18 protein-coding genes are annotated in these 21,703 nt (G+C 73.1%); 10 read left to right on the top strand and 8 right to left on the bottom strand.

Going from position 1 to position 21,703, the window contains the following annotated elements; all coding sequences use genetic code 11:
• Nucleotides 1-55 precede the first annotated feature (55 nt).
• Together ACFWXC_RS11375 and ACFWXC_RS11370 are read left to right on the top strand one after the other, a co-directional pair.
• The gene (locus ACFWXC_RS11375) at nucleotides 56-430 is read left to right on the top strand and encodes a helix-turn-helix transcriptional regulator (protein ID WP_351709886.1); all 375 of its coding nucleotides are present in this window, start codon (nucleotides 56-58) and stop codon (nucleotides 428-430) included.
• Between the two features lie 204 nt (nucleotides 431-634).
• Nucleotides 635-1,105, top strand: a complete 471-nt coding sequence (locus tag ACFWXC_RS11370; RefSeq protein ID WP_384476651.1) for a Dps family protein — start codon at nucleotides 635-637, stop codon at nucleotides 1,103-1,105.
• Between the two features lie 327 nt (nucleotides 1,106-1,432).
• Here the strand turns inward: ACFWXC_RS11370 and ACFWXC_RS11365 are convergent, their stop codons facing one another.
• The 3 genes from ACFWXC_RS11365 to ACFWXC_RS11355 form a co-directional block, all read right to left on the bottom strand.
• Nucleotides 1,433-2,197, bottom strand: a complete 765-nt coding sequence (locus tag ACFWXC_RS11365) for an SDR family NAD(P)-dependent oxidoreductase (protein ID WP_384476649.1) — start codon at nucleotides 2,195-2,197, stop codon at nucleotides 1,433-1,435.
• A gap of 32 nt (nucleotides 2,198-2,229) precedes the next feature.
• Nucleotides 2,230-3,066, bottom strand: coding sequence for an Fpg/Nei family DNA glycosylase (locus ACFWXC_RS11360; RefSeq protein WP_384476646.1), 837 nt, complete (start codon nucleotides 3,064-3,066; stop codon nucleotides 2,230-2,232).
• A 105-nt stretch (nucleotides 3,067-3,171) separates the two neighbouring features.
• Nucleotides 3,172-8,127: an ATP-dependent helicase gene (locus ACFWXC_RS11355; protein WP_384476643.1), complete on the bottom strand. Its 4,956-nt coding sequence runs from the start codon at nucleotides 8,125-8,127 to the stop codon at nucleotides 3,172-3,174.
• Between the two features lie 89 nt (nucleotides 8,128-8,216).
• Between ACFWXC_RS11355 and ACFWXC_RS11350 the strand changes: the two genes are divergently transcribed.
• Genes ACFWXC_RS11350 through ACFWXC_RS11340 form a run of 3 tightly spaced genes read left to right on the top strand, consistent with a single transcriptional unit; the run spans nucleotide 8,217 to nucleotide 10,211 of the window.
• The gene (locus tag ACFWXC_RS11350; protein ID WP_384476640.1) at nucleotides 8,217-9,149 is read left to right on the top strand and encodes an AraC family ligand binding domain-containing protein; all 933 of its coding nucleotides are present in this window, start codon (nucleotides 8,217-8,219) and stop codon (nucleotides 9,147-9,149) included.
• 10 nt (nucleotides 9,150-9,159) lie between these two features.
• The gene (locus tag ACFWXC_RS11345; protein ID WP_384476637.1) at nucleotides 9,160-9,906 is read left to right on the top strand and encodes an AzlC family ABC transporter permease; all 747 of its coding nucleotides are present in this window, start codon (nucleotides 9,160-9,162) and stop codon (nucleotides 9,904-9,906) included.
• Nucleotides 9,903-10,211, top strand: a complete 309-nt coding sequence (locus ACFWXC_RS11340) for an AzlD domain-containing protein (RefSeq protein WP_384476635.1) — start codon at nucleotides 9,903-9,905, stop codon at nucleotides 10,209-10,211. The genes ACFWXC_RS11345 and ACFWXC_RS11340 overlap by 4 nt, the downstream gene beginning before the upstream one ends.
• A gap of 41 nt (nucleotides 10,212-10,252) precedes the next feature.
• Here ACFWXC_RS11340 and ACFWXC_RS11335 read toward each other — a convergent pair whose 3' ends face one another.
• Nucleotides 10,253-11,197: a hypothetical protein gene (locus ACFWXC_RS11335; RefSeq protein WP_384476632.1), complete on the bottom strand. Its 945-nt coding sequence runs from the start codon at nucleotides 11,195-11,197 to the stop codon at nucleotides 10,253-10,255.
• Between the two features lie 80 nt (nucleotides 11,198-11,277).
• On the opposite strand from ACFWXC_RS11335, the gene ACFWXC_RS11330 reads away from it, so the two are divergent.
• Entirely contained in the window at nucleotides 11,278-11,472 is a 195-nt protein-coding gene (locus ACFWXC_RS11330; RefSeq protein WP_384476629.1) for a DUF3046 domain-containing protein, read from the top strand.
• A 60-nt stretch (nucleotides 11,473-11,532) separates the two neighbouring features.
• Nucleotides 11,533-12,795 carry an AI-2E family transporter gene (locus ACFWXC_RS11325; protein WP_384476626.1) on the top strand — a complete coding sequence of 421 codons (1,263 nt, stop codon included), beginning with the start codon at nucleotides 11,533-11,535 and terminating at the stop codon, nucleotides 12,793-12,795.
• Between the two features lie 126 nt (nucleotides 12,796-12,921).
• Here the strand turns inward: ACFWXC_RS11325 and ACFWXC_RS11320 are convergent, their stop codons facing one another.
• From ACFWXC_RS11320 to ACFWXC_RS11305, 4 genes are all read right to left on the bottom strand, one after another.
• Nucleotides 12,922-13,749, bottom strand: coding sequence for a hypothetical protein (locus tag ACFWXC_RS11320; RefSeq protein ID WP_384476623.1), 828 nt, complete (start codon nucleotides 13,747-13,749; stop codon nucleotides 12,922-12,924).
• An 87-nt stretch (nucleotides 13,750-13,836) separates the two neighbouring features.
• A complete protein-coding gene (locus ACFWXC_RS11315) occupies nucleotides 13,837-14,997 on the bottom strand; it encodes an oxygenase MpaB family protein (RefSeq protein ID WP_384476620.1) in 1,161 nt (386 codons plus the stop codon).
• Nucleotides 14,998-15,080: 83 nt separating this feature from the next.
• Nucleotides 15,081-16,133, bottom strand: coding sequence for a polyprenyl synthetase family protein (locus tag ACFWXC_RS11310; protein WP_384476617.1), 1,053 nt, complete (start codon nucleotides 16,131-16,133; stop codon nucleotides 15,081-15,083).
• Nucleotides 16,126-16,401, bottom strand: coding sequence for a polyprenyl synthetase (locus tag ACFWXC_RS11305; RefSeq protein WP_384476614.1), 276 nt, complete (start codon nucleotides 16,399-16,401; stop codon nucleotides 16,126-16,128). Before ACFWXC_RS11305 ends, ACFWXC_RS11310 begins: the two co-directional genes overlap by 8 nt.
• A gap of 579 nt (nucleotides 16,402-16,980) precedes the next feature.
• Here ACFWXC_RS11305 and recA point away from each other — a divergent pair.
• The 3 genes from recA (at nucleotide 16,981) to ACFWXC_RS11290 (ending at nucleotide 21,682) form a co-directional block, all read left to right on the top strand.
• Nucleotides 16,981-18,111 (top strand): recombinase RecA, encoded by a 1,131-nt coding sequence (recA, locus tag ACFWXC_RS11300; protein WP_384476611.1) that lies wholly within the window; start codon nucleotides 16,981-16,983, stop codon nucleotides 18,109-18,111.
• Nucleotides 18,112-18,115: 4 nt separating this feature from the next.
• Nucleotides 18,116-19,021, top strand: coding sequence for a recombination regulator RecX (gene recX / locus ACFWXC_RS11295; protein ID WP_384476609.1), 906 nt, complete (start codon nucleotides 18,116-18,118; stop codon nucleotides 19,019-19,021).
• 132 nt (nucleotides 19,022-19,153) lie between these two features.
• The gene (locus ACFWXC_RS11290; RefSeq protein WP_384476606.1) at nucleotides 19,154-21,682 is read left to right on the top strand and encodes an ABC transporter permease; all 2,529 of its coding nucleotides are present in this window, start codon (nucleotides 19,154-19,156) and stop codon (nucleotides 21,680-21,682) included.
• Nucleotides 21,683-21,703: the final 21 nt, after the last annotated feature.

Below are 21,703 nucleotides of genomic sequence, written 5' to 3'. Positions count from 1 at the left end.
GCGGTACGGTGGGGCGTGAAGGATGCGGCTACGCGGTCCGAGGAGGGAGCCACCGATGATTCTGCTCCGTCGCCTGCTGGGTGACGTGCTGCGTCGGCAGCGCCAGCGCCAGGGCCGTACTCTGCGCGAAGTCTCCTCGTCCGCCCGAGTCTCACTCGGCTATCTCTCCGAGGTGGAGCGGGGGCAGAAGGAGGCTTCCTCCGAGCTGCTCTCCGCCATCTGCGACGCGCTGGACGTACGGATGTCCGAGCTCATGCGAGAAGTGAGCGACGAACTCGCTCTCGCCGAGCTGGCCCAGTCCGCTCAGGCCACCGAGTCCGTGCCCACGTCGGTTCGCCCGATGCTGGGAAGCGTCTCGGTGACCGGTGTGCCACCGGAACGGGTGACCATCAAGGCGCCCGCCGAGGCAGTGGACGTGGTCGCCGCGTGACGCCTGTGCGGGCGTAGACCGACGCGGCGCCGACCCGGCGTCGAAGAAGTGTGCGAGGCCCCGGCCGGGGCTTCTCCAGGCAGACCTGGGGAGGCGTGGCCGGGGCCTTCGTATGCGTGCCGGCGGTGTGCGTCCATTTGCCGGTGTCCGGTGGTGCGGTCATGGTGGAGGGACCGACAGGGGGCGAAACGACCGGAGAGACGCATGTACGTCGTGAAGAGCCCGCTGTCCGACGCGGACCTGAAGACCGTGGCCGAGGCGCTCCAGGGCGCCCTCGTCGATCTCGTGGACCTGGCACTGATCGCCAAGCAGATCCACTGGAACGTGGTCGGCCCCCGCTTCCGGACCGTCCACCTCCAGCTCGACGAGGTCGTCGGCACGGCCCGGACACACTCCGACACGGTCGCCGAGCGGGCCTCGGCGCTGGGCGTCTCACCGGACGGACGCGCGGCCACGGTGGCCGCCGACAGCGGCATCGCCAACGCCCCCGGGGGCTGGGTCAAGGACTCGGACGCGGTGGGTGCCCTGGTGGACGCGCTGGGCGCGGTGATCACCCGGATGCGGGGGCGGGTCATGGCCACCGCGGAGCCGGATCCGGTCTCCCAGGACATCTTCATCGGGATCACGGCGGATCTGGAGAAACATCACTGGATGTTCCAGGCGGAGAACGCGTAGCTGTGGCCGACGCCGGCCGACGGCCGTTGCATCGGTGAGCCCTCGGTGCGCCTCCCCGGTGGACCGGGCGGCGTTCTAGCGTCCGGCTGGAGGTGGCGGCCATGGTGGGACGGATAGTGCGCTGGGGGGTTGCCCTGGGATTCGCGGCGGTGTGGTGGTGGGCCGTGCTGCGGATCACCTTCGCCGACGGCGCCGGGGCCCTGGAGGGGGCCGTGGCCGCCGGGGGGTGGGGACTGAGCCTGCTGCCGGTCAACTGCGTGCCGAGGACCCGGGCGGCGGGGGCCCTGGGCCCCGGGCGGTGGCGGGCCGCCTGGCGGATACCGGGCGCTACCAGGGCATCGCGACCCCTCCGTTCGGGCGCAGGATCTGGCCCGTCGTGAACGAGGAGGCGTCGGAGGCCAGATACAGCACGGCGTGTGCGACGTCCGCCGCCTCGCCGACCCGGCCCAGGGGCGACATCCGGGCCATCCACGCCTCCGTCTGCCGCTGCTCCTCGCCGTCGTCGCGATCCGTCATGGGGGTGCGGGTCCAGCCCGGGGCGACCGCGTTGACGCGGATGCCGTGCCGGCCGACCTCGTTCGCGAGCGTCTTGGTCAGCTGGACCACGGCCGCCTTGGCGGCGCCGTAGCAGAGCAGGCCGGGGCCGCCGGTGTCGATCGCACCGGAGGCCATGGTGACGATGCTGCCCCCGGTCTGCCGGTCGAGCATCAGGCGTGCCGCCTCCTGGCAGGAGTGCAGGACGCCCTTGAAGTTGACGTCCAGCACCCGGTCGAGGTCCTCGTCGCGGGTCTCCAGCACCGGGCTGCGGTGCATGATCCCGGCGATCGCCGCCATGACGTCCAGCCGCTCGCAGGACCGTACGGCCTGTCCGAGCTGCGCCCGGTCGGTGACGTCGACGGTGTGGGTGTGGGCGGTGCCGCCGGCGTCCTTGATCAAGGTGGCTGTCTCGTGCAGGCCTTCCGCGTTCCGGTCGGCACAGTGCACGGTCGCGCCCGCCTCGGCGAGCAGCACGGCGGAAGCCCGGCCGATACCGCCGGCCGCCCCGGTGACGAATGCGGTGCGTCCGGTGAGGTCGTACGCCTTGAGGGACATGAGGGGACGGTACGAGCGTTTCTGACGGGTCGTCAATCAGTCGGGCGGGAGCGGCTTCTCGGGGTGCCCAGAGAGCCGGGGGCGGGGCCGGTCTGGCAGACGGGGCACCAGTAGGTGGGGCGCTCACGGGAGCCGTCGCCCTGGTCGGCCACCCGGATCGGGGTGTGGCAGCGCAGACAGGGGCGGGGTGCGCGGCCGTAGACGAACAGGTCCTGGTTGCGCAGGCCCGTGGTCTGGCGGACCGGGCGGTCGCGGTTGGCCTCCAGGAGGCGCTTGGCGAGGCCGGGGAGTTTCGCGGCCCGGTCGGCGGGGAGCGCACCGACCGGGAGCCAGGGCGTCGCGCCGATCAGGAAGCAGAGCTCGCTCTTGTAGATGTTGCCGATGCCGGCGAGGTTGCGCTGGTCGAGCAGGGCCTCACCGAGCTGGCTGGCGGGGTCGGCGAGCAGGTTGGCGAGGGCGCGGTCGGGGTTCCAGTCGGGGCCCAACAGGTCGGGGCCGAGGTGGCCCACGGCGCGTTCCTCCTCGCCGGTGCGCAGGAACTCCAGGACCTGGAGACGGTAGCCGACGGCCGTGCGGTCGGCGGCACCGAGAACGGCCCTGATCTGGTGGGCGGGGCCGCCCTTCCAGCGCTCGCTGCTCCCGTAGACCTTCCACGCGCCCTCCATCCGCAGATGCGTGTGCAGGGTCAGGCCGCCCTCGAAGCGGGTGAGCAGATGCTTGCCGCGCGGGATGGTGCCGAGGACGGTACGGCCGGTGAGGTCGACGGTGGCGTACTTGGGCACCCGGAAGTCGCTGCGGGTCAGCACCTTGCCCGCGAGCGCGTCGTGCAGGCGCCGCGCGGCCTGCCAGACCGTGTCACCTTCGGGCATGGGTCAAGGGTGACACGGGGGCGTGGAGCGCGCGGTGGGGGCACGGGCGCGGGTGGCGGTGGCGCGTGCGGCGCACGGGGGTGCGGTGTTCATGTTCCTGGCGGGTCACGCCCGCAGGCGCAGGCCGCGCGGGGTCGCGATGAAGCCCGCTCCTTCCAGCAGGGTGCCCAGGGGTGAGGTCAGGGCCGTGGCGCCGTTGACGCGCTCCACCGTCACCGTGCCGAGGGTGCCGGCGCGGGCGGCGGCCGCGAGTGCCTCGGCTGCCGTACGCAGGCGGGGGTCGTCGCCGGTGTCCATGTCCGGGGCGGACGGCCAGGCCAGCAGGGTCTTGCCGCCGCGCTCCATGTAGAGGGTCAGTTCGCCGTCCACCAGGACGACCAGCGAGCCCGCCTTGCGGCCCGGCTTGTGACCGGCGCCGGTCGGGGGCTCGGGCCAGGGGAGGGCGGCGCCATAGGCGTTGGCGGGGTCGGCGGCGGCGAGGACCACGGCTCTGGGGTCGGGGACGGCCGGGGTGCGGGTGTGGTGGTTGCCGTAGGTGTACGGGTTCGCGGGGCTGCCGCCGCGGGGGCCGCCGTAGCCGGGGGCGGCGAAGGGGTCGGCCGGGGCGAGGTCCTTGGGGGAGACGTAGTCGCCGGGGGCGGAGGGGGGCTCGGGGGGCCAGGTGAAGTCGCCGTCCAGGCCGGGGAACTCGGCTTCGTCGATGGGGCCGAGGGGGGTCTCGGTGCCGAAGGCGGCGGAGGTGACCGAGCCGCCGTTTCCGAAGGCCGCGTGAGCCGCTGGGCCGCCGTTCTTGAAAGAGGTGCCCGGCAGCGTCTCGCCGCGCTCGCGGGCGTTGGACACAGCGCGCAGCCGGTCCACCGCGCCGTCCATCGCGAACTGGGCCGCGCCGAGCCCCTCGACGACGTAACCCCGGCGGGCCTGCCCGCTCTCCTCGAACGCCGACAGGATGCGGTACACCGCCGAGAAGCCGCCCTCGACGCCCTCCGCCGCGACCGCTCCCCGGGTGACCACGCCGTGCCGGTCGAGCAGGGTGCGGGCCAGGGCATGGGCGCGCACTGTGGTGTCCGGCTCGCGCTGCGGGAGCAGGGACCAGCGGCCGGCGACGGTCGGCGGGCCGGTGCGGGAGGCGGTGCGGGCGGCGGCCGTCAGGGAGCCGTAGCGGCCGCGCGGGACGGTGCGCTTGGCGCGATGGGCCGTGGCACCCGCGGTACGACCCGAGCCCAGCAGGGCGCGCATCGGGGACAGCGTGTCGTTGGTGAGCCGGCCGGACCAGGCCAGGTCCCAGACGGCGTCGGCCAGTTGGGGGTCGGTGGCGTCGGGGTGGGTGGTGGCGCGGACCTGGTCGGCGATCTGGCGGAAGAACAGGCCGTAGCCACCGGAGAGGGTGTCCAGGACGGACTGGTGGAGGGCCGTCAGCTCCAGGGGGTGCGGCGGTGACAGGAGCAGCGGGGCCGCGTCCGCCAGATACAGCGAGACCCAGCCGTCCTTGCCCGGCAGGGCGCCCGCGCCGGCCCACACGATCTCTCCGGCGGCGGTGAGTTCGTCGAGCATCGAGGGCGTGTAGCCGGCCACCCGGGACGGCAGGACCAGCTTCTCCAGGGCCGACGCGGGCACCGACGCGCCCTGCAACTGCTCGACGGCGCGCACCAGTCCGTCGACGCCCCGCAGCCCGTGCCCCTTGCCGATGTGCTGCCACTGGGGCAGGAACTGGGCGAGCGCGGCCGGTGCCACCGGCTCCAGCTCGTGCCGGAGCGCGGCCAGGGAGCGGCGTCGCAGCCTGCGCAGCACGGCCGCGTCGCACCACTCCTGGCCGATGCCCGCCGGATGGAACTCGCCCTGCACCACCCGGCCACCCGCGGCGAGCCGCTGCAGCGCGCCGTCCGTGACCGCGGCTCCGAGCCCGAACCGGGCCGCCGCCGTGGCCGACGTGAACGGGCCGTGCGTGCGCGCGTACCGGGCGAGGAGGTCGCCGAGCGGGTCCTTCACCGGCTCGGTGAACGCCTCGGGGACACCGACCGGCAGGGCCGTGCCGAGCGCGTCGCGCAGCCGGCCCGCGTCCTCGATCGCCGCCCAGTGGTCGGCGCCGGCGATCCGGACCTTGATCGCCCGGCGGGCACCGGCCAGCTCCTTGGCCCAGTGCGGCTCGGCGCCCCGCTCGGCCAACTCGGCGTCCGTGAGCGGCCCGAGCAGCCGCAGCACGTCGGCGACGCCTTCCGGGTCCTTGATCCGGCGGTCCTCGGTGAGCCACTGCAGCTCGCGCTCCAGCTCGGTCAGCACGTCCGCGTCGAGCAGCTCGCGCAGCTCCGCCTGGCCGAGCAGCTCGGCCAGCAGCCGGGAGTCCAGGGAGAGCGCGGCCGCGCGGCGCTCGGCGAGCGGGGAGTCACCCTCGTACAGGAACTGGGCGACATAGCCGAACAGGAGGGACCGGGCGAAGGGGGACGGCTCCGGAGTGGTGACCTCGACCAGACGGACCTTCCGGGACTCCAGGTCACCCATCAGCTCGACCAGGCCCGGCACGTCGAAGACGTCCTGGAGGCACTCGCGGACCGCTTCCAGGACGATCGGGAAGGACCCGAACTCGCTCGCCACCTGGAGCAGTTGGGCGGCACGCTGACGCTGCTGCCACAGCGGGGTGCGCTTGCCGGGGCTGCGGCGGGGCAGCAGCAGCGCGCGGGCCGCGCATTCGCGGAACCGGGCGGCGAACAGGGCCGAGCCACCGACCTGGTCGGTGACGATCTGGTCGACCTCGCCCTTGTCGAAGGCGACGTCCGCGGCGCCGACGGGTGCCTGCTCGGCGTCGTATTCGGTGCCCGCCTTCGTGGGGGCCTGGTCGAGCAGGTCCAGGCCCATCAGGTCGGCGTCCGGCAGGCGCAGCACGATGCCGTCGTCGGCGTGCATGACCTGGGCGTCCATGCCGTACCGCTCGGACAGCCGGGCGCCGAGCGCCAGCGCCCACGGGGCGTGGACCTGCGCGCCGAACGGGGAGTGGACGACGACCCGCCAGTCGCCCAGTTCGTCGCGGAAGCGCTCCACGACGATCGTCCGGTCGTCGGGGACATGGCCGCAGGCCTCGCGCTGTTCGTCGAGGTACGACAGCACGTTGTCCGCCGCCCAGGCGTCCAGGCCCGCCGCGAGCAGGCGCAGCCGGGCGTCGTCCTTGGCGAGCGAGCCGACCTCGCGCAGGAACGCGCCCACCGCGCGGCCCAGTTCGAGCGGGCGGCCCAGCTGGTCGCCCTTCCAGAAGGGCAGACGGCCCGGCACCCCGGGCGCGGGGGAGACCAGGACGCGGTCGCGCGTGATGTCCTCGATGCGCCAGGAACTGGTGCCCAGGGTGAAGACATCGCCCACCCGGGACTCGTACACCATCTCCTCGTCCAGCTCGCCGACCCGGCCGCCGCCCTTCTTGGGGTCGGCACCGGCGAGGAAGACGCCGAAGAGGCCGCGGTCGGGGATCGTGCCCCCGGAGGTGACGGCGAGGCGCTGGGCGCCCGGGCGGCCGGTGACGGTGCCCGCGACCCGGTCCCAGACCACGCGCGGGCGCAGCTCGGCGAAGGCGTCGGACGGATAGCGGCCCGCGAGCATGTCGAGGACCGCGGTGAACGCCGACTCCGGGAGCGAGGCGAAGGGAGCCGCGCGGCGGACCATCGCCAGCAGGTCGTCGAACTGCCAGGTGTCCAGCGAGGTCATCGCGACCAGCTGCTGTGCCAGCACGTCGAGGGGGTTGGACGGGACCCTCAGGGACTCGATGGAGCCGGTGCGCATCCGCTCGGTGACCACGGCCGCCTGCACCAGGTCGCCCCGGTACTTGGGGAAGACCACGCCGGTGGAGACCGCGCCGACCTGGTGCCCCGCGCGGCCGACGCGCTGCAGGCCGGAGGCCACCGAGGGCGGGGACTCGACCTGGACGACCAGGTCCACCGCGCCCATGTCGATGCCCAGTTCGAGGCTGGACGTGGCCACCACGGCGGGCAGCCGGCCGGCCTTCAGGTCCTCCTCGACCAGGGCCCGCTGCTCCTTGGAGACCGAGCCGTGGTGCGCGCGGGCGATGACCGGCGGGGCACCCTGGGCCGCGCCCGAGCCGCCCATCAGCTCGGCGGGGGAGTGGTGCTCGTCCAGCGGCTCGCCGGTCACGCGCTCGTACGCGATTTCGTTGAGCCGGTTGCACAGCCGCTCCGCCAGCCGCCGCGAGTTGGCGAAGACGATCGTCGAGCGGTGGGCCTGGACCAGGTCGGCGATCCGCTCCTCCACATGCGGCCAGATCGACGGCCGGTCCCCGCCCTCCTTGGCGTCGGTGGCCGGGGAGCCGCCCAGCTCGCCCATGTCCTCCACGGGGACTACGACGGAGAGGTCGAACTCCTTGCCGGACTCGGGCTGGACGATCTCCACCTTGCGGCGCGGCGAGAGATAGCGGGCCACCTCGTCGACCGGGCGGACGGTCGCCGACAGGCCGATGCGGCGGGCGGGCTTCGGCAGCAGCTCGTCCAGCCGCTCCAGGGAGAGCGCGAGATGCGCGCCGCGCTTGGTGCCCGCGACCGCGTGCACCTCGTCCAGGATCACCGTCTCGATGCCGGTCAGCGCGTCGCGCGTGGCCGACGTCAGCATCAGGAACAGGGACTCCGGGGTGGTGATCAGGATGTCCGGTGGGCGGGTGGACAGGGCGCGGCGCTCGGCGGGCGGGGTGTCGCCGGAGCGGATGCCGACCCTGACCTCCGGCTCGGTCAGACCGAGGCGCACGGACTCCTGGCGGATACCGGTCAGCGGACTGCGCAGGTTCCGCTCGACGTCGACCGCGAGGGCCTTGAGCGGCGACACGTACAGCACCCGGCAGCGCTTCCTGGGGTCGGCCGGGGGCGGGGTCGAGGCCAGCTGGTCCAGGGCCGCGAGGAAGGCGGCCAGTGTCTTGCCGGAGCCGGTCGGGGCGACCACCAGCACGTCCGAGCCCGCCCCGATGGCCTGCCACGCGCCCGCCTGGGCCGCGGTGGGCGCGGAAAACGCCCCCGTGAACCAGCCGCGGGTCGCGGGGGAGAAGCCGTCGAGGGCCCGGTGTGCGGATTTCGCCATGGGTCAATCCTGCACCCGGCCACTGACAATAAGCCTGACCTGCGAAAACGGGGATGCGGACGGAGTCGGGCAGGGTGGACAATGGCCGCATGGCGGGATCCGGGGAGCGGGCGCGGCACTGGCGGTACGAGGCGCTGCCCGATGTCGATCTGCTGCGCGCCCGGTATGTCCGGAAGACGTTTGTCCGGCACACCCACGAGCACTTCGTGATCGCCGGGATCGTGGACGGGGTCGAGGTCTTCCGGCACCGGGGGTCCGACGTGACCGTCGGCGCCGGGGCGCTCGCGCTCGTCAATCCCGACACCGCGCACACCGGCCGGGCCGCGGTCCCCGAGGGCTGGCGGTACGGGGCGGTCTACCCGTCCCCGGAACTGGTGGCGGCGATCGCCGCGGAGACCACCGCGATCCGGGGCACCCCCGGCTTCGTCAGCCCGATGCTCGACGACCCGTACTGCGTCGCCCTGGTGCACCGGGTACTGCGCGCCGCCGACGAGGGCAACGCGCTCGCCGCCGACACCCTGCTCCGGGTGGCGGTGACCCGGCTGCTGCGGTCGAACGGCGGCCCGCTGCCGCAGCGGCAGGTCCGCACCGCCGGCGCGCAGCTCGCCGCACGCGCGCGTGCCGTGCTGGAGGAGCGGATGGCCGGGCCGCCGACCCTGGAGCGGCTCGCCACCGACCTCGGCACCAGCCCCTTCGCGCTGCTGCGGGCGTTCCGCGACGCCTACGGCATGCCCCCGCACACCTGGCTGACCGACGCCCGGGTGCGCCGCGCCCGGCTGCTGCTGGACGCGGGCACGGCACCCGCCGAGGCGGCCGTCGCCGTCGGCTTCACCGACCAGCCGCACCTCAACCGGCACTTCGCCCGGATCGTCGGCGTCCCACCGGGGGCCTACCAGCGCGAACGCGGTCCCGGAGCGGACCCGCGCGGGCGCGATCCGGTGGCGCACCAGCGCAAGCGCGGTCCCGGTGCCCGCCCGAGCGGGCGCAAGAACGTACAAGACGCGCGGGACGGCGGTACGTAGCGTCCTGGGCGTGGCACAGCAGACAGCACTCACAGACATACGCGGCGAAGGCGAGCCGAAACCGGACTCCGCCGTCGTCCGGGACGCCCTCGGAGTCGGCGTCGCCGTGGGACTCTCCGGGTTCGCCTTCGGAGTGACCTCGGCCGGCAGCGGGCTCGGCCTGCTCCAGACCTGCGTACTCAGCCTCCTGGTGTTCACCGGCGCCTCCCAGTTCGCCCTGGTCGGGGCACTCGCGGCCGGCGGCAACCCGCTCACCGCGGCGGCCGGCGCCTTCTTCCTGGGGGTGCGCAACGCGTTCTACGGGCTGCGTCTGTCGCAGGTGCTGGCCCTCCCGCGCGCGCTGCGGCCGCTGGCCGCCCAGTGGGTGATCGACGAGACCACCGCGGTGACGCTCGCCCAGCCGACGCGGCGCGCCGCGCGGATCGGCTTCACCGTCACCGGACTCAGCCTGTACGTGCTGTGGAACCTCACCACCCTGCTCGGCGCGCTCGGCGCCAAGGCCGTCGGGGACACCGGTGTCTGGGGCCTGGACGCGGCCGGGCCCGCTGTCTTCCTGGCGCTGCTCGCCCCCATGCTGAAGACCACGACCGACCGCGCGGTCGCCGCGCTCGCCGTGCTGCTGGGGCTCGGCCTGCTGCCCGTGCTGCCCGCCGGGGTGCCGGTCCTGGCGGCCGCGCTGGCGGCGCCGGCCGCCCTGTACGTCTCCGGCCGCCGGTCCGGCCGTACCCGCGACGACGCTTCCGAGGAGACCCGTTGAACACCTGGATCGCGATCGCCGCGACCGTCCTCGGCTGCTACGCCGTCAAGCTCGCCGGGCTGCTGGTGCCCGCGGGCGTCCTGGAGCGGCCGATGGTGCGGCGGCTGGCCGCCCTGCTGCCGGTGGCCCTGCTCGCCGCCCTCACGGCCCAGCAGACGTTCGCCGACGGGCACACGCTCGTGCTGGACGCCCGGGCCGCGGGGCTCGGGGCGGCCGCCGTGGCGCTGGTGCTGCGCGCGCCCTTCCTGGTCGTCGTCGGCGCGGCCGTGCTGGTGACGGCGGGGGTGCGGGCCATCGCGGGCTGAGCGGGGCTGAGCGGGGCTGGGGTGGGCGGCTGAGAGATGGGTCACCCCACGAAGTGGCCGTACGCCTTGAGGGTGCGCAGCGCCGAGATCGTCACCACCGGGCGGGCCTCCAGGGCGGTGGTCGGCGCCCACGGGAGCCAGCCGATCGGCCAGCCGCCGTCCTCCTGCTGCTCGGCGGCGAGGTGGTCCAGCGAGCGGGCCATCTCCTCGTCGGTGAACCACGCGCGCGCGAGCGAGTGCGGGGCCTTCGCGAAGTCGTGCGGGAAGTGGTGCTCGCCGGGGGCGTAGCCGGGCGCCACCGGGTACGCGTCCAGATGCTCCGGGTCCAGCGCGGCCAGCCGGTGCTCGCGCACCAGGCGGCCCAGCCGGTCGGCGGCCGCCTCCGCCCGGGCGCGGTCGGGTACCGCGTCCAGGAAGGCGACGGCGGCCTCGATCTCGTAGGGATGCGACTTCTCCAGGGACTCCACGGCCTCCCAGCAGAAGTCGGTGGCCCGGAACAGCCAGGCGTGCCACACCTCGTTGCGGTGCAGCAGCCCCACCACAGGGCCGGTGGCGAGCAGCTCACTGGGCGGGTCGTCGTTGATCGGGATGAACGGGGCGGCCGGATAGCCGCGCTGGCTCGGACGGATCGCCGGCAGCGCCCCGTCCGCCGTGGAGACGGACGTCAGATAGCGGCACACCCGCTCCACCCGCTGCCCGCCGCAGCGCCCGATGGCGTCCAGGACGGCCAGCGCGTGCCCGGTGTGCAGCGGCTGGCTCACCGGACCGCGCAGATCGGGCTCCAGCGCATGGCCGTACCCGCCGTCCTCGTTGCGGTAGGCGTCCAGCGCCGTCTCCACCGGATCGGGGCTGCCGTTCAGGAAGTGGTACGCGAAGAGGCGCTGCTCCAGCACGCGCGCGGTGAGCCACATGAACTGTTCGGCGCGGAGGAGCGGGGAGTGCGCCGGGGGCGTAGGGGGGAGTGGGGAAGCTCCGGTTTCGGCCATGCGTCAGACCGTAGGGCGGAAAGCGGTCTCGGCAGGCGGTCCCGGGCAGGGCCCACTCTCAGGGGCGGGATACTGGTGTCATGCGGTTGACGGTCTTCTGTCAGCGGATGGCGGAACACTTCGGTTCCGGGTACGCCGACACCTTCGCGCGCGATCATGTGATGACGGAGCTCGGCGGACTCACGGTGCACGAGGCGCTGAACGCCGGCTGGGAGGCCAAGGAAGTGTGGCGTGTGGTCTGCACGGTCATGAACATTCCCGGGGAGAAGCGCTGAGCGTGCACAAAGATCGGATACGGGCCACGCGTTGTCAGTGCCGTCGGCGAGACTTGCACCGTGGCACCCACTGACGACGACGGGCGGACCGCCCAGGACGCATCCCCGGTCGACACGGTCGACACGACGCCGCCCGCCGGACCCCCGGCCGCCGGCGCCGCGGTACCGGGCGCCCGCATGCCGCGCTGGCTGCCGCGCGCCATGGTGCTGGCGCTCGCCCTCATCGCCGCCTTCCAGCTGGGCAGCTGGGCCTTCCACCAGCTCACCGGCCTGCTGATCAACATCCTCATCGCGTTCTTCCTGGCGCTCGCCATCGAGCCCGCGGTGAGCTGGATGGCCGCACGCGGAACGCGCCGGGGGGTCGCGACCTTCCTGGTCTTCCTCGGCCTGGCCATCGCCACTGCGGGATTCGTCACGCTGCTCGGCTCGATGCTGGCCGGCCAGATCATCAAGATCGTCGAAGACTTCCCGGACTACCTGGACTCGGTCATCAACTGGGTCAACCACACCTTCCACACCGACGTGAAGCGGGTCGACGTCCAGGAAGGCCTGCTGCACTCCGACTGGCTGCGCAAGTACGCGCAGAACAGCGCGGCCGGCGTGCTCGACGTCTCCGGGCAGGTGCTCGGCGGCCTCTTCCAGCTGCTGACGATCACGCTGTTCGCCTTCTACTTCGCCGCCGACGGCCCCCGGCTGCGCCGCACCCTGTGCTCCGTTCTGCCGCCCGCCCGCCAGGCCGAGGTGCTGCGCGCCTGGGAGATCGCCGTGGACAAGACCGGCGGCTATCTGTACTCGCGCGGTGTGATGGCGCTGATCTCCGGCATCGCCCACTACATCCTGCTGGAGGCCCTGGGCGTGCCGTACGCGCCCGTGCTCGGTGTCTGGGTGGGCCTGGTCTCGCAGTTCATCCCCACCATCGGCACCTATCTCGCGGGCGCGCTGCCGATGCTGATCGCGTTCACCGTGAACCCGCTGTACGCGGTGTGGGTGCTGGTGTTCGTCGTGATCTACCAGCAGTTCGAGAACTACATGCTCCAGCCCAAGCTGACCTCCAAGTCCGTCGACATCCACCCGGCGGTCGCCTTCGGCTCGGTCATCGCGGGCACCGCGCTCCTCGGCGCCGTCGGCGCCCTGATCGCGATCCCCGCGGTCGCCACGCTCCAGGCGTTCCTGAGCGCCTATGTGAAGCGGTACGACGTCACGGACGACCCCCGGGTGAACGGGCGCCCCCGACGCGACACGGGCGGCCCCGGGCTGCTCACGCGCGCGTGGCGGGCGATATGGCAGCGGCCGGCCGAGGACTCACGGGAGGGCTCGGCCTGACGGCCGCCACGATCAGTGATGGCCGTCACGATCAGTGCGGCCACGGGATCAGCGACGGGTCATCGCGACCAGGGGCGGCCACCGGGATCAGTGACGGACCATCGTGGCCAGGGGCGGTCACCACGATCAGTAGGTGAGCACCGCCCACACCCCGGCGGCGGCCACGGCGGCCGCGTAGCAGCCCACCGCCGTGGCCACGACCCGCCACCGGACCTGTTCGCTCCAGGCGGTACGGGAGAGCAGCCAGGCCAGTGCGGGCAGGACCAGCACCGCGTGCAGACTCACCCCGTGCAGCGGCTTGAGCGGGGCCGTCGAGTCGTACGCCGCCTCCTGGTGACCGGTCCGGACGAGCACCACCCCGCGCGCGATCATCGCGGCTCCCGAGGCCAGCGCCACGAGCAGGACCGCGAACCCGGAGCGCACGGCTAGCGCCATGCCCACGGGACCGGCCGGTCGCCGCCGGAACGACACCACGGCGAAGACGGTGAGCAGCACCACCAGGACCCCGCCGCCCACCGCGAGCATCATCGACACCGCCGTGTCGAACGGCGTCTCCATGTCGAGGTGCGAGGGCACCCGGCGCCACGCCTGCAGGGTGATCCCGCCGACCTCCACCACACAGTCGGCGGCGAACACGACGAGCAGCACGGTCCGCAGCCGCTCCCCGATCCTCAGATACGAGGTGACCCAGGTGACCGCGATCAGCGTCAGCCCGAAGGAGAGCCCGAACGTGACCGGCTTGCGCCAGGAGACCGGGCCGTACCAGGGGCCGCCGTCCACCGCGAACACCACCAGGTGCACCAGGCCGGAGAGGACGAGGAGCACCCCGGTCGCATGACAGAGACGCTCGGCGGGACGGGCCCCGCGCAAGGGGCTCGCCGGTGGCTTCCGGTGCGGACTTTCCAGGGCGGCCGGAGTTTCCGCGGAGGACGGACTTTCCAGGGGGGAGGGCATGCGCCCACCCTTGCGGGGGCCGTCCGCGCGGTCGTCGTCCGGCCGAAGACACCCGCCGTACGCCGTGGGGAGTAGGCGTGCGGACGGTCAGGAGACCGTGGCGGCCGGCGGGGTCCACCGCCGGGTGCGGGGCACCGCGCCCGGGACGCCGTAGTCCTTCCTGAGGTGTTCGGGGATGGCGTAGTGCATGACGCGGCCACGGGTGAGGGAGGACAGCTCGAAGACGGCGGTGAGGTGGCCGAGGCGGTCCAGTGCCCACGCGCCGAGCGGGGAGCGGTCCTCGATGGTCTCCAGGACGCCGAGGAGGTGCGGTACGGCCTTGACGACGGTGTCCCACGGGGTGCGCGGCACCTCCAGCCAGTCCGCGCAGGTGTCGCCGACGAGGTGGCGGACGAGGGCCGAGACGATCGGGTCGAAGAAGGTGCCGGGGACGACCTCCTCGTAGAGGTCGATGAGCTGCCGGGTCAGGTGCGTGCCCTCCTCGGAGGGGCCCATGGACCGGATCATGTAGAGGTCGAGGAAGCGGCGCGCCTCGTCGAGGGTCTTGGGCACGGCCTCCTGGTCGACGCCGAGCATGGCGCCGACCACCCGCCACGCGTAGTAGTACGCCTCCGCGCCCTCCGTGGACAGATGGATGCCCAGCCGGTGCAGGCTGTCGAGGACCAGCAGCGAGAAGAACATCTGCCCGGCGATCATGTCCTCCTGGCAGATCGGCGTGCCGAGCGCCTCGGTGTCCCAGCGGTTCTCGCGCTTGAGGTGATGCCGGATCGAGGCGTGCAGCAGACGCACCTTCTGCGCGGCCGGGATGAAACGGCTGCCGGCTTCGAACGCGTCCGGCTGCATCAGGTAAACGGTGAACTGGCCGGTCTCCGCCATGCGTTTGGAGGGGTACTTCAGCCCGTGGGTGGCCGACAGCAGCTTCGCCATGCGCGGGACGACGTAACAGGCGGGCATGGAGGCGAAGGAGAGCGCGGTCGCGATGTGCACGTTGTTGTCGATGAAGAACAGCCGGGCCTTCTCCATCTCGCCCCAGTCCACCCACGACGGCGGGACCCGGGTGGCCTCCAGATACTCCCGCGCGACGTCGGGCAGCCCGTCCGGCAGGGGAGCGCCGGCGGTGGACACATAGCGCATCAGGGTGTTGAACGTGCCCACCTCCCCGCGCTCGAAGAGTGCGGCGACCGTGGCGTCGGCGAGTTCGTCACCGGCGTGCCGGAGGGCGTCCAACGATGCCTCGGTGTGGGTCACGGCAGGGCTCCTTGTCTTCGCGGGTCTCTCGCGGGTCTCTTCGGGAGTCTCTTCGCGGGGTCGTCCGTGCCACCGGGTGGGTGTCAGGACAGGCGGACCGCCGCCGAGTGGGCCAGCGCGGTCAGGGCGCCGGCGGCGGGGGCCGGCACGTTCAGTGCGTGCAGGGCGTCGAGCGCTTCCGTGACCCGCGCGCCGATCATGCGCTCGATCCGGTCGGGCGCCCCGAGCCGGCACATCACCTCGCGGACCGCGTCCAGGCCCTCCGCACCCAGATCGCGGCTGCCGAGCAACGCGCCGAGCCGCTCCCGGTCCTCGTCACGGGCGAGCCGCCAGGTCTCCGCGAGCAGCGCGGTGGGCCGCTGGCCGCGCACGTCGTCGGCGTTGGCCTTGCCGGTGTGCTCCGGCTCCCCGAACAGGCCGAGCAGGTCGTCGCGCAGCTGGAACGCCTCGCCCAGCGGCAGCCCGTACGCGGAGTACCCCTCCCGCAGCCCCTCGCCCGCCCCGGCCAGGGCACCGCCGATCAACAGGGGCTGCTCGACGGTGTACTTGGCGGTCTTGTAGCGGATCACCTTCAGCGAGGCCGTGGTGTCCGGGCCGGTCCCGGTGCGCAGGATCTCCAGGCACTCGCCCGCGATCAGCTCCCGGGCCAGCAGCGACCACAGGGGGCGGGCCCGGGCGAGATAGGCGGCGGGCAGACCGCAGGTCGCGAACAGCTGCCCGGCCAGTGACATCAGCAGATCGCCCACGAGCATCGCCAGCGACCGCGCGGTGCCGTCGGCGCACGGATGAGCCGGTACGGCGGTACGCAGGGCGATGTGCGCCGTGGGGCGCCCGTGCCGCAGCGGGCTGTCGTCGATGAGGTCGTCGTGCACGACGGCGGCGGCGTGCACCAGCTCCATGGAGGCCGCCGCCCGCACCAGCGCGTCGCTGTCCGGCTGCCCCACCGCACGCCAGCCCCAGTAGCAGAACGCCGCCCGCAGCCGTTTGCCGTCCGCGACCGCCGCCTCCAGCTGTTCGGCCACCGGGCCCAGGAGCGGATCGACCGCCGCGAACAGGTCGGCCTCCTGGGCGACGAACCGGCGCAGTACCTCGTCGACGCGGATCTTGAAGCCGGCCGGGTCCCACCGGTCAGTCATCGGCGGTGGTCCGCCGGGCGAGGGCATGCCGGGCGAGGATCTCCAGATGGGCCGGGGGAACGGTCGCGTACCGATCCAGGACCAGGCGTCCGCGCGCGGTGAGGTCGTGCTCGGCCTCCGCGGCAAGCGCTCCGGCGTCCGAGCGGCGCAGCAGCCCCCGGACCGTACCGACGGCGGTGCCCAGGGTGCTCACCGCCAGATCGGCCAACCCCGCCGCCAGCAGCACGGCCTGCTCGTCCAGGCCGCGTCGTCCCGTCTCACGTGTCATGCGCTCTCCCACCCACGGCACACAGGGGCGCCGCCTACCGGCCGCCTCTTCGAGCATCGCGGCACGACGGGCGCGGGCATGCGGAAACTCACGATCGGGTGAACGCCTTGCCGGGTTGTGTGGATCGCCGTGCCGCGCTTCCGTTTCCGGCGGCCGCCCCCCAGCGCGCCGCGCGCTCCCGCCCGCGTGCCGCGTACGCCCGATTTCCGGCCGTCGCCCGTCCCCGCCCCGCGCGCCCGCACCGCGTCCCCGCCCTTCGCCCCCCGTCCCCGCCCCGCGTCTCGCGCGCCCGGTCCCTGTCCGAGCACCGCCCGGAGTCCGTGGGTGAGCGGTGGGTGAGCACCCTGCGGGGAAGTACAGGAGTAGCGCGTGGTGCGCTTGACACGAAAATCGAACATCCATTCTTATGGAGGCTCCGGCGGGGTTCTCGGCGGGGACTCCAGTGGTATTTCGGCATGGTTTCGGCGGAGAAGTCCCCGAGTTATCCACAGGCTGGACCGGCGTCGGGGCGCATTGTCAGTGGCAGGCGTTAGCGTCTTTGACGTGAAGCGATCGACTCAAGCAAACCGGGTGGAACCCATGGCAGGTACCGACCGCGAGAAGGCTCTCGAAGCCGCCCTCGCACAGATTGAACGGCAGTTCGGCAAGGGCGCGGTCATGCGCATGGGCGACCGGACGAAGGAGCCCATCGAGGTCATCTCGACCGGGTCGACCGCGCTCGACGTCGCCCTGGGCGTCGGTGGCCTGCCGCGCGGCCGGGTCGTGGAGATCTACGGACCGGAGTCCTCCGGTAAGACGACCCTGACCCTGCACGCCGTGGCCAACGCGCAGAAGGCGGGGGGTCAGGTCGCGTTCGTGGACGCGGAGCACGCCCTCGACCCCGAGTACGCGCAGAAGCTCGGCGTCGACATCGACAACCTGATCCTCTCCCAGCCGGACAACGGCGAGCAGGCGCTGGAGATCGTGGACATGCTGGTCCGCTCCGGCGCTCTCGACCTCATCGTCATCGACTCCGTCGCCGCGCTCGTCCCGCGCGCGGAGATCGAGGGCGAGATGGGCGACAGCCACGTCGGCCTCCAGGCCCGGCTGATGAGCCAGGCCCTGCGGAAGATCACCAGTGCGCTCAACCAGTCCAAGACCACCGCGATCTTCATCAACCAGCTCCGCGAGAAGATCGGCGTGATGTTCGGCTCCCCGGAGACCACGACCGGTGGCCGGGCGCTGAAGTTCTACGCCTCGGTGCGACTCGACATCCGTCGCATCGAGACGCTGAAGGACGGCACGGACGCGGTCGGCAACCGCACCCGCGTCAAGGTCGTCAAGAACAAGGTCGCCCCGCCCTTCAAGCAGGCCGAGTTCGACATCCTCTACGGCCACGGCATCAGCCGCGAGGGCGGTCTGATCGACATGGGCGTGGAGAACGGCTTCGTCCGCAAGGCCGGTGCCTGGTACACGTACGAGGGCGACCAGCTCGGCCAGGGCAAGGAGAACGCGCGCAACTTCCTCAAGGACAACCCCGACCTGGCCGACGAGATCGAGAAGAAGATCAAGGAGAAGCTGGGCGTCGGTGTCCGCCCGGAGCAGCCCGCCGCCGAGCCGGGCGCGGACGCGGCGGTCGTCACCGCGGCCCCGGTCGACCCGGCGAAGACGGTGCCCGCCCCGGCCGCCGCCAAGGTCACCAAGCCCAAGGCCGCCACCGCCAAGAGCTGACGCCGTGACACGACGAACCGACTGGGCCGACTACGAGTACATGTCCCCCGGTGGCCCACGGGGGAGGGGCGCCGGGGACGGTACCGGGCCCTACGGCACGGGCGGCGACAGGTACGGGGGCGACGGCGGGGGACACCCGGTGGCAGGCCTGCACCGGGACGGGGGTGCGACACGGGGGAGCGATGGCTCATACGGGCGTGACGGCTCGTACGAGGACGACGGCCCGCCCGACTCGTACAGCGCGTACGAGGACGGCACGCACGGCGGTCCGGCCGGGCCCCGCGGACACGGATCACCCGGCCGTGGCTCGCGGCGGCCCGGGACGCGCCGCCGGCGTGGCTCCGGGGAGCCGTCAGGTGAGGACGGGGGTTCCTCCTCCTTGTCGAGGGCCGAGCAGGGGGAGCCTCCGGCGGACCCGGCTGAGCGGGCGCGGGCGATCTGTCTGCGCCTGCTCACCGGGACCCCGCGCACCCGGAAACAGCTCGCGGACGCCCTGCGCAAGCGGGAGATCCCGGACGACGTCGCCGAGGAGGTGCTGTCGCGGTTCGAGGAGGTCGGGCTGATCAACGACAGCGCGTTCGCGGACGCGTGGGTGGAGTCCCGGCACCACGGCCGGGGGCTGGCCCGGCGCGCGCTCGTCCAGGAACTGCGGACCAAGGGCGTCGACTCGGCGCTCATCGACGAGGCCGTCGGCCGGCTCGACTCCGAGCAGGAGGAGGAGACGGCCCGCGAACTCGTCGCCCGCAAGCTCCGCTCCACCCGGGGCCTGGACCGGGACAAGCGCATCCGCCGCCTCGCCGGCATGCTCGCCCGCAAGGGATACCCCGAGGGCATGGCCCTCAGGGTCGTCCGGCGAGCCCTCGAGGAGGAGGGCGAGGACGCGGACTTCCTTGAGGGCGGGGACTTCTGACGGACGGGCAGGTCTGACGGGCGGCCGGCTCGAAGGACCCACCGGCCTGTCGGGGCGGTGGGGTTAACCCCCTCCCAAGACACCGGACCACCGCAGTGCCCGGAGACCCGTGTGTGCACAACCGTGTACGCCATGATGCTGCGTTACGCCCTCAGGACCGTCCGTGCCCGCAAGGCCGGGTTCCTCGGTGCCTTCCTCGCCCTGCTGTGCGCGGCCGCGCTGATCTCCGCCTGCGGCACCCTCCTCGACACCGGTCTGCGCGGCACGATCCGCACCGAGCGCTATGCGGCGACCCCCGTCGTGGTCTCCGGCGACCAGCACGTCCACCGGACCACCGTCAAGCACAAGCACGGCAAGACCAAGGTCAAACACAAGGCGAAACCCATCGCCGAGCGCGCCTGGCTGCGGGCGGACCTGGAAGCCGCACTCACCCACACACCCGGTGTCGCCCGGGTCGTGCCCGAACTGACCTTCCTCGCCCAGCCGTCGACTCCGGCCGGCACCGGTGGCCGTACCGCCTACGGGCACGCCTGGGAGTCCGCCGTACTCACCCCGTACCGGCTGGTCACCGGCACCGCGCCCAGGGCCGCCACCGACCTGGTCGTCGACCGCGACCTTGCCGCACGCGCCCGGCTGCGCCCCGGCGACACCCTCACCGTGCAGTCGACGCAGGCCCCGCGCGCCTACCGGATCACCGGAATCGCCGCCCCGGCCACCGAAGTACGCCACCAGACGTCCCTCTTCTTCTCCACCGCCGAGGCCCACCGGCTGGCCGGACACCCCGGGCAGGTCACCGCGTTCGGCGTGCTGCCCGCCCACGGCACCGACCCGGACCAGCTGAAGCGGGCCCTGACACGGGCACTGCGCGGCACCACCGCCCAGGTCTCCACCGGGGACGCCCGCGGCCCCGTCGAGTTCCTGGACGCGGCCGCCGCCAGGGTCCGGCTGGTCAGCATGGGCGGTGCCATGGGCGGCACCGCGCTGCTCGTGGCGATCCTGGTGGTCGTCGGCACCTTCGCGCTCACCGTCCAGCAGCGCCACCGCGAACTCGCCCTGCTGCGGGCCATCGCCGCCACCCCCGGCCAGATCCGCCGGCTGCTCGGCCGCGAGGCACTGATCGTCGGCGCCGTCGCCGGCACCGTAGGCGCACTCCTCGGGCTTCCGCTCGGCGCCTGGCTGCACACCAGATTCGTCGCCCTGGGCGCCGTACCGGCCACGCTTCAGCACACCACCGGTGTCTTCCCGCCGTTCGCCGCGCTCGTCGCGACCCTGATCGGCGCCTGGGCCGCCGCCCGTATCGCCTCCCGGCGCATCACCCGGATCCGGCCGACCGAGGCGCTCGCCGAGTCCCGGACCGAGTCCGCCCGGCCCGCCTGGGGGCGGATCGCCGCCGGGCTGCTGCTGCTCTCCGGCGGAGTCGTGCTCGTCGTCCTGCTCACCTCCCTGCGCACCGAACCCGCATCGACTCCCGTCACCTTCCTCGCCGTCGTGGTCCTCTCCACCTCCGTCGCCCTGCTCGGCCCGCTGCTGGTCAAAGCGGCCGCGCTGCTGCTCGCCGGACCGCTGCGGCTCACCGGCCACGGCGGCCGGCTCGCCACCGCCAACCTGCGCGGCAACGCCGCCCGGATGGCCTCCGTCGTCACCCCTCTCACCCTGCTCATCGGCATGACCTGCACCGTGCTGTTCGTCCAGTCCACCCTCGGCGACGCCGCCCGCGCCCAGGCCCGCGCAGGGGTCACCGCCGACTGGGTCGTCGCCGCCACGGGACCGGGCGTCCCGGCCGAAGCCGCACAGCGGTTGCGTACCCACCACGACGCCGTCACCGAAGTGGTCCGTACGACCGTCCGCGTCGGGCTCGACAAGTACCCGGCCCAGGGCGTCACCCCCGAGGGCCTCACCCGCACCTGGGACCCCAGGGTCACCGCAGGCTCCCTCGGCCGCCTCACCGACCGCACCGTCGCCGTCAGTGAACTGGCCGCGGATCAGCACCATTTGGCGCCCGGCAGCACCCTGAAACTCACCCTCGGCGACGGCACGCCCGTCACCCTCACCGTCGCCGCCGTCTACGCCCGGGGTCTGGGCTTCGGCGATCTCACCTTCGCCCACGACCTCGTCTCGCACCACGTGGACAACCCGCTCGCCTCCTCCGTCCTCGTCAGCACGGCCCGTACACAAACACAACTCGCGACTACGCTCCGTGAGTTCCCGGGGCTGCGGATTCTTTCGCCGGCCGCCGCCGACTCCCTCCAGGCCGACCGGCAACAGGACAACGCCGAGGTCAACTACCTGGCCATGGGGCTGGTCCTGGCGTTCACCGCCATCGCCGTCGTCAACACGCTGGCGATGTCGGTCGCCGCGCGAGTCCGGGAGTTCGCGCTGCTCAGGCTGGCCGGGGCCACGCGCCGTCAGGTGCTCCGGATGCTGCGGACCGAAGTGCTGTCCGTACTGGCACTGGCGACGGCCCTCGGCAGCGGCATCGCGCTCGCCGTACTGACCGCGTTCAGCGTCGGCATGACGGGCCGGGCCGCACCGACGGTCACGCCGTTGCTGTACGTGACCGTCGTCGCCACCGCCGCACTGCTCGCGCTGGTGGCCGCCGCCCTTCCCGGCCGGGTGGCGCTGCGGGTGCCGGCGGTGACGGTGGCGACGGCCAAGGACTGACCGTCAAGGAGTGATGATCAA

Origin of the sequence: Streptomyces sp. NPDC058683 (genome assembly GCF_042716195.1) — a bacterium.
Classification (GTDB): domain Bacteria; phylum Actinomycetota; class Actinomycetes; order Streptomycetales; family Streptomycetaceae; genus Streptomyces.
Note: the sequence above shows the minus strand (reverse complement) of the source record. Positions and strands in the feature narration are given on the sequence as shown.

Bases quoted from the DNA above. Each gene is read 5' to 3' on its own strand.
- ACFWXC_RS11375 (WP_351709886.1), top strand. From the start codon at position 56: ATGATTCTGCTCCGTCGCCTGCTGGGTGACGTGCTGCGTCGGCAGCGC.
- ACFWXC_RS11370 (WP_384476651.1), top strand. From the start codon at position 635: ATGTACGTCGTGAAGAGCCCGCTGTCCGACGCGGACCTGAAGACCGTG.
- ACFWXC_RS11365 (WP_384476649.1), bottom strand. From the start codon at position 2,197: ATGTCCCTCAAGGCGTACGACCTCACCGGACGCACCGCATTCGTCACC.
- ACFWXC_RS11360 (WP_384476646.1), bottom strand. From the start codon at position 3,066: ATGCCCGAAGGTGACACGGTCTGGCAGGCCGCGCGGCGCCTGCACGAC.
- ACFWXC_RS11355 (WP_384476643.1), bottom strand. From the start codon at position 8,127: ATGGCGAAATCCGCACACCGGGCCCTCGACGGCTTCTCCCCCGCGACC.
- ACFWXC_RS11350 (WP_384476640.1), top strand. From the start codon at position 8,217: ATGGCGGGATCCGGGGAGCGGGCGCGGCACTGGCGGTACGAGGCGCTG.
- ACFWXC_RS11335 (WP_384476632.1), bottom strand. From the start codon at position 11,197: ATGGCCGAAACCGGAGCTTCCCCACTCCCCCCTACGCCCCCGGCGCAC.
- ACFWXC_RS11330 (WP_384476629.1), top strand. From the start codon at position 11,278: ATGCGGTTGACGGTCTTCTGTCAGCGGATGGCGGAACACTTCGGTTCC.
- ACFWXC_RS11320 (WP_384476623.1), bottom strand. From the start codon at position 13,749: ATGCCCTCCCCCCTGGAAAGTCCGTCCTCCGCGGAAACTCCGGCCGCC.
- ACFWXC_RS11310 (WP_384476617.1), bottom strand. From the start codon at position 16,133: ATGACTGACCGGTGGGACCCGGCCGGCTTCAAGATCCGCGTCGACGAG.
- ACFWXC_RS11305 (WP_384476614.1), bottom strand. From the start codon at position 16,401: ATGACACGTGAGACGGGACGACGCGGCCTGGACGAGCAGGCCGTGCTG.
- recA (WP_384476611.1), top strand. From the start codon at position 16,981: ATGGCAGGTACCGACCGCGAGAAGGCTCTCGAAGCCGCCCTCGCACAG.
- ACFWXC_RS11290 (WP_384476606.1), top strand. From the start codon at position 19,154: ATGATGCTGCGTTACGCCCTCAGGACCGTCCGTGCCCGCAAGGCCGGG.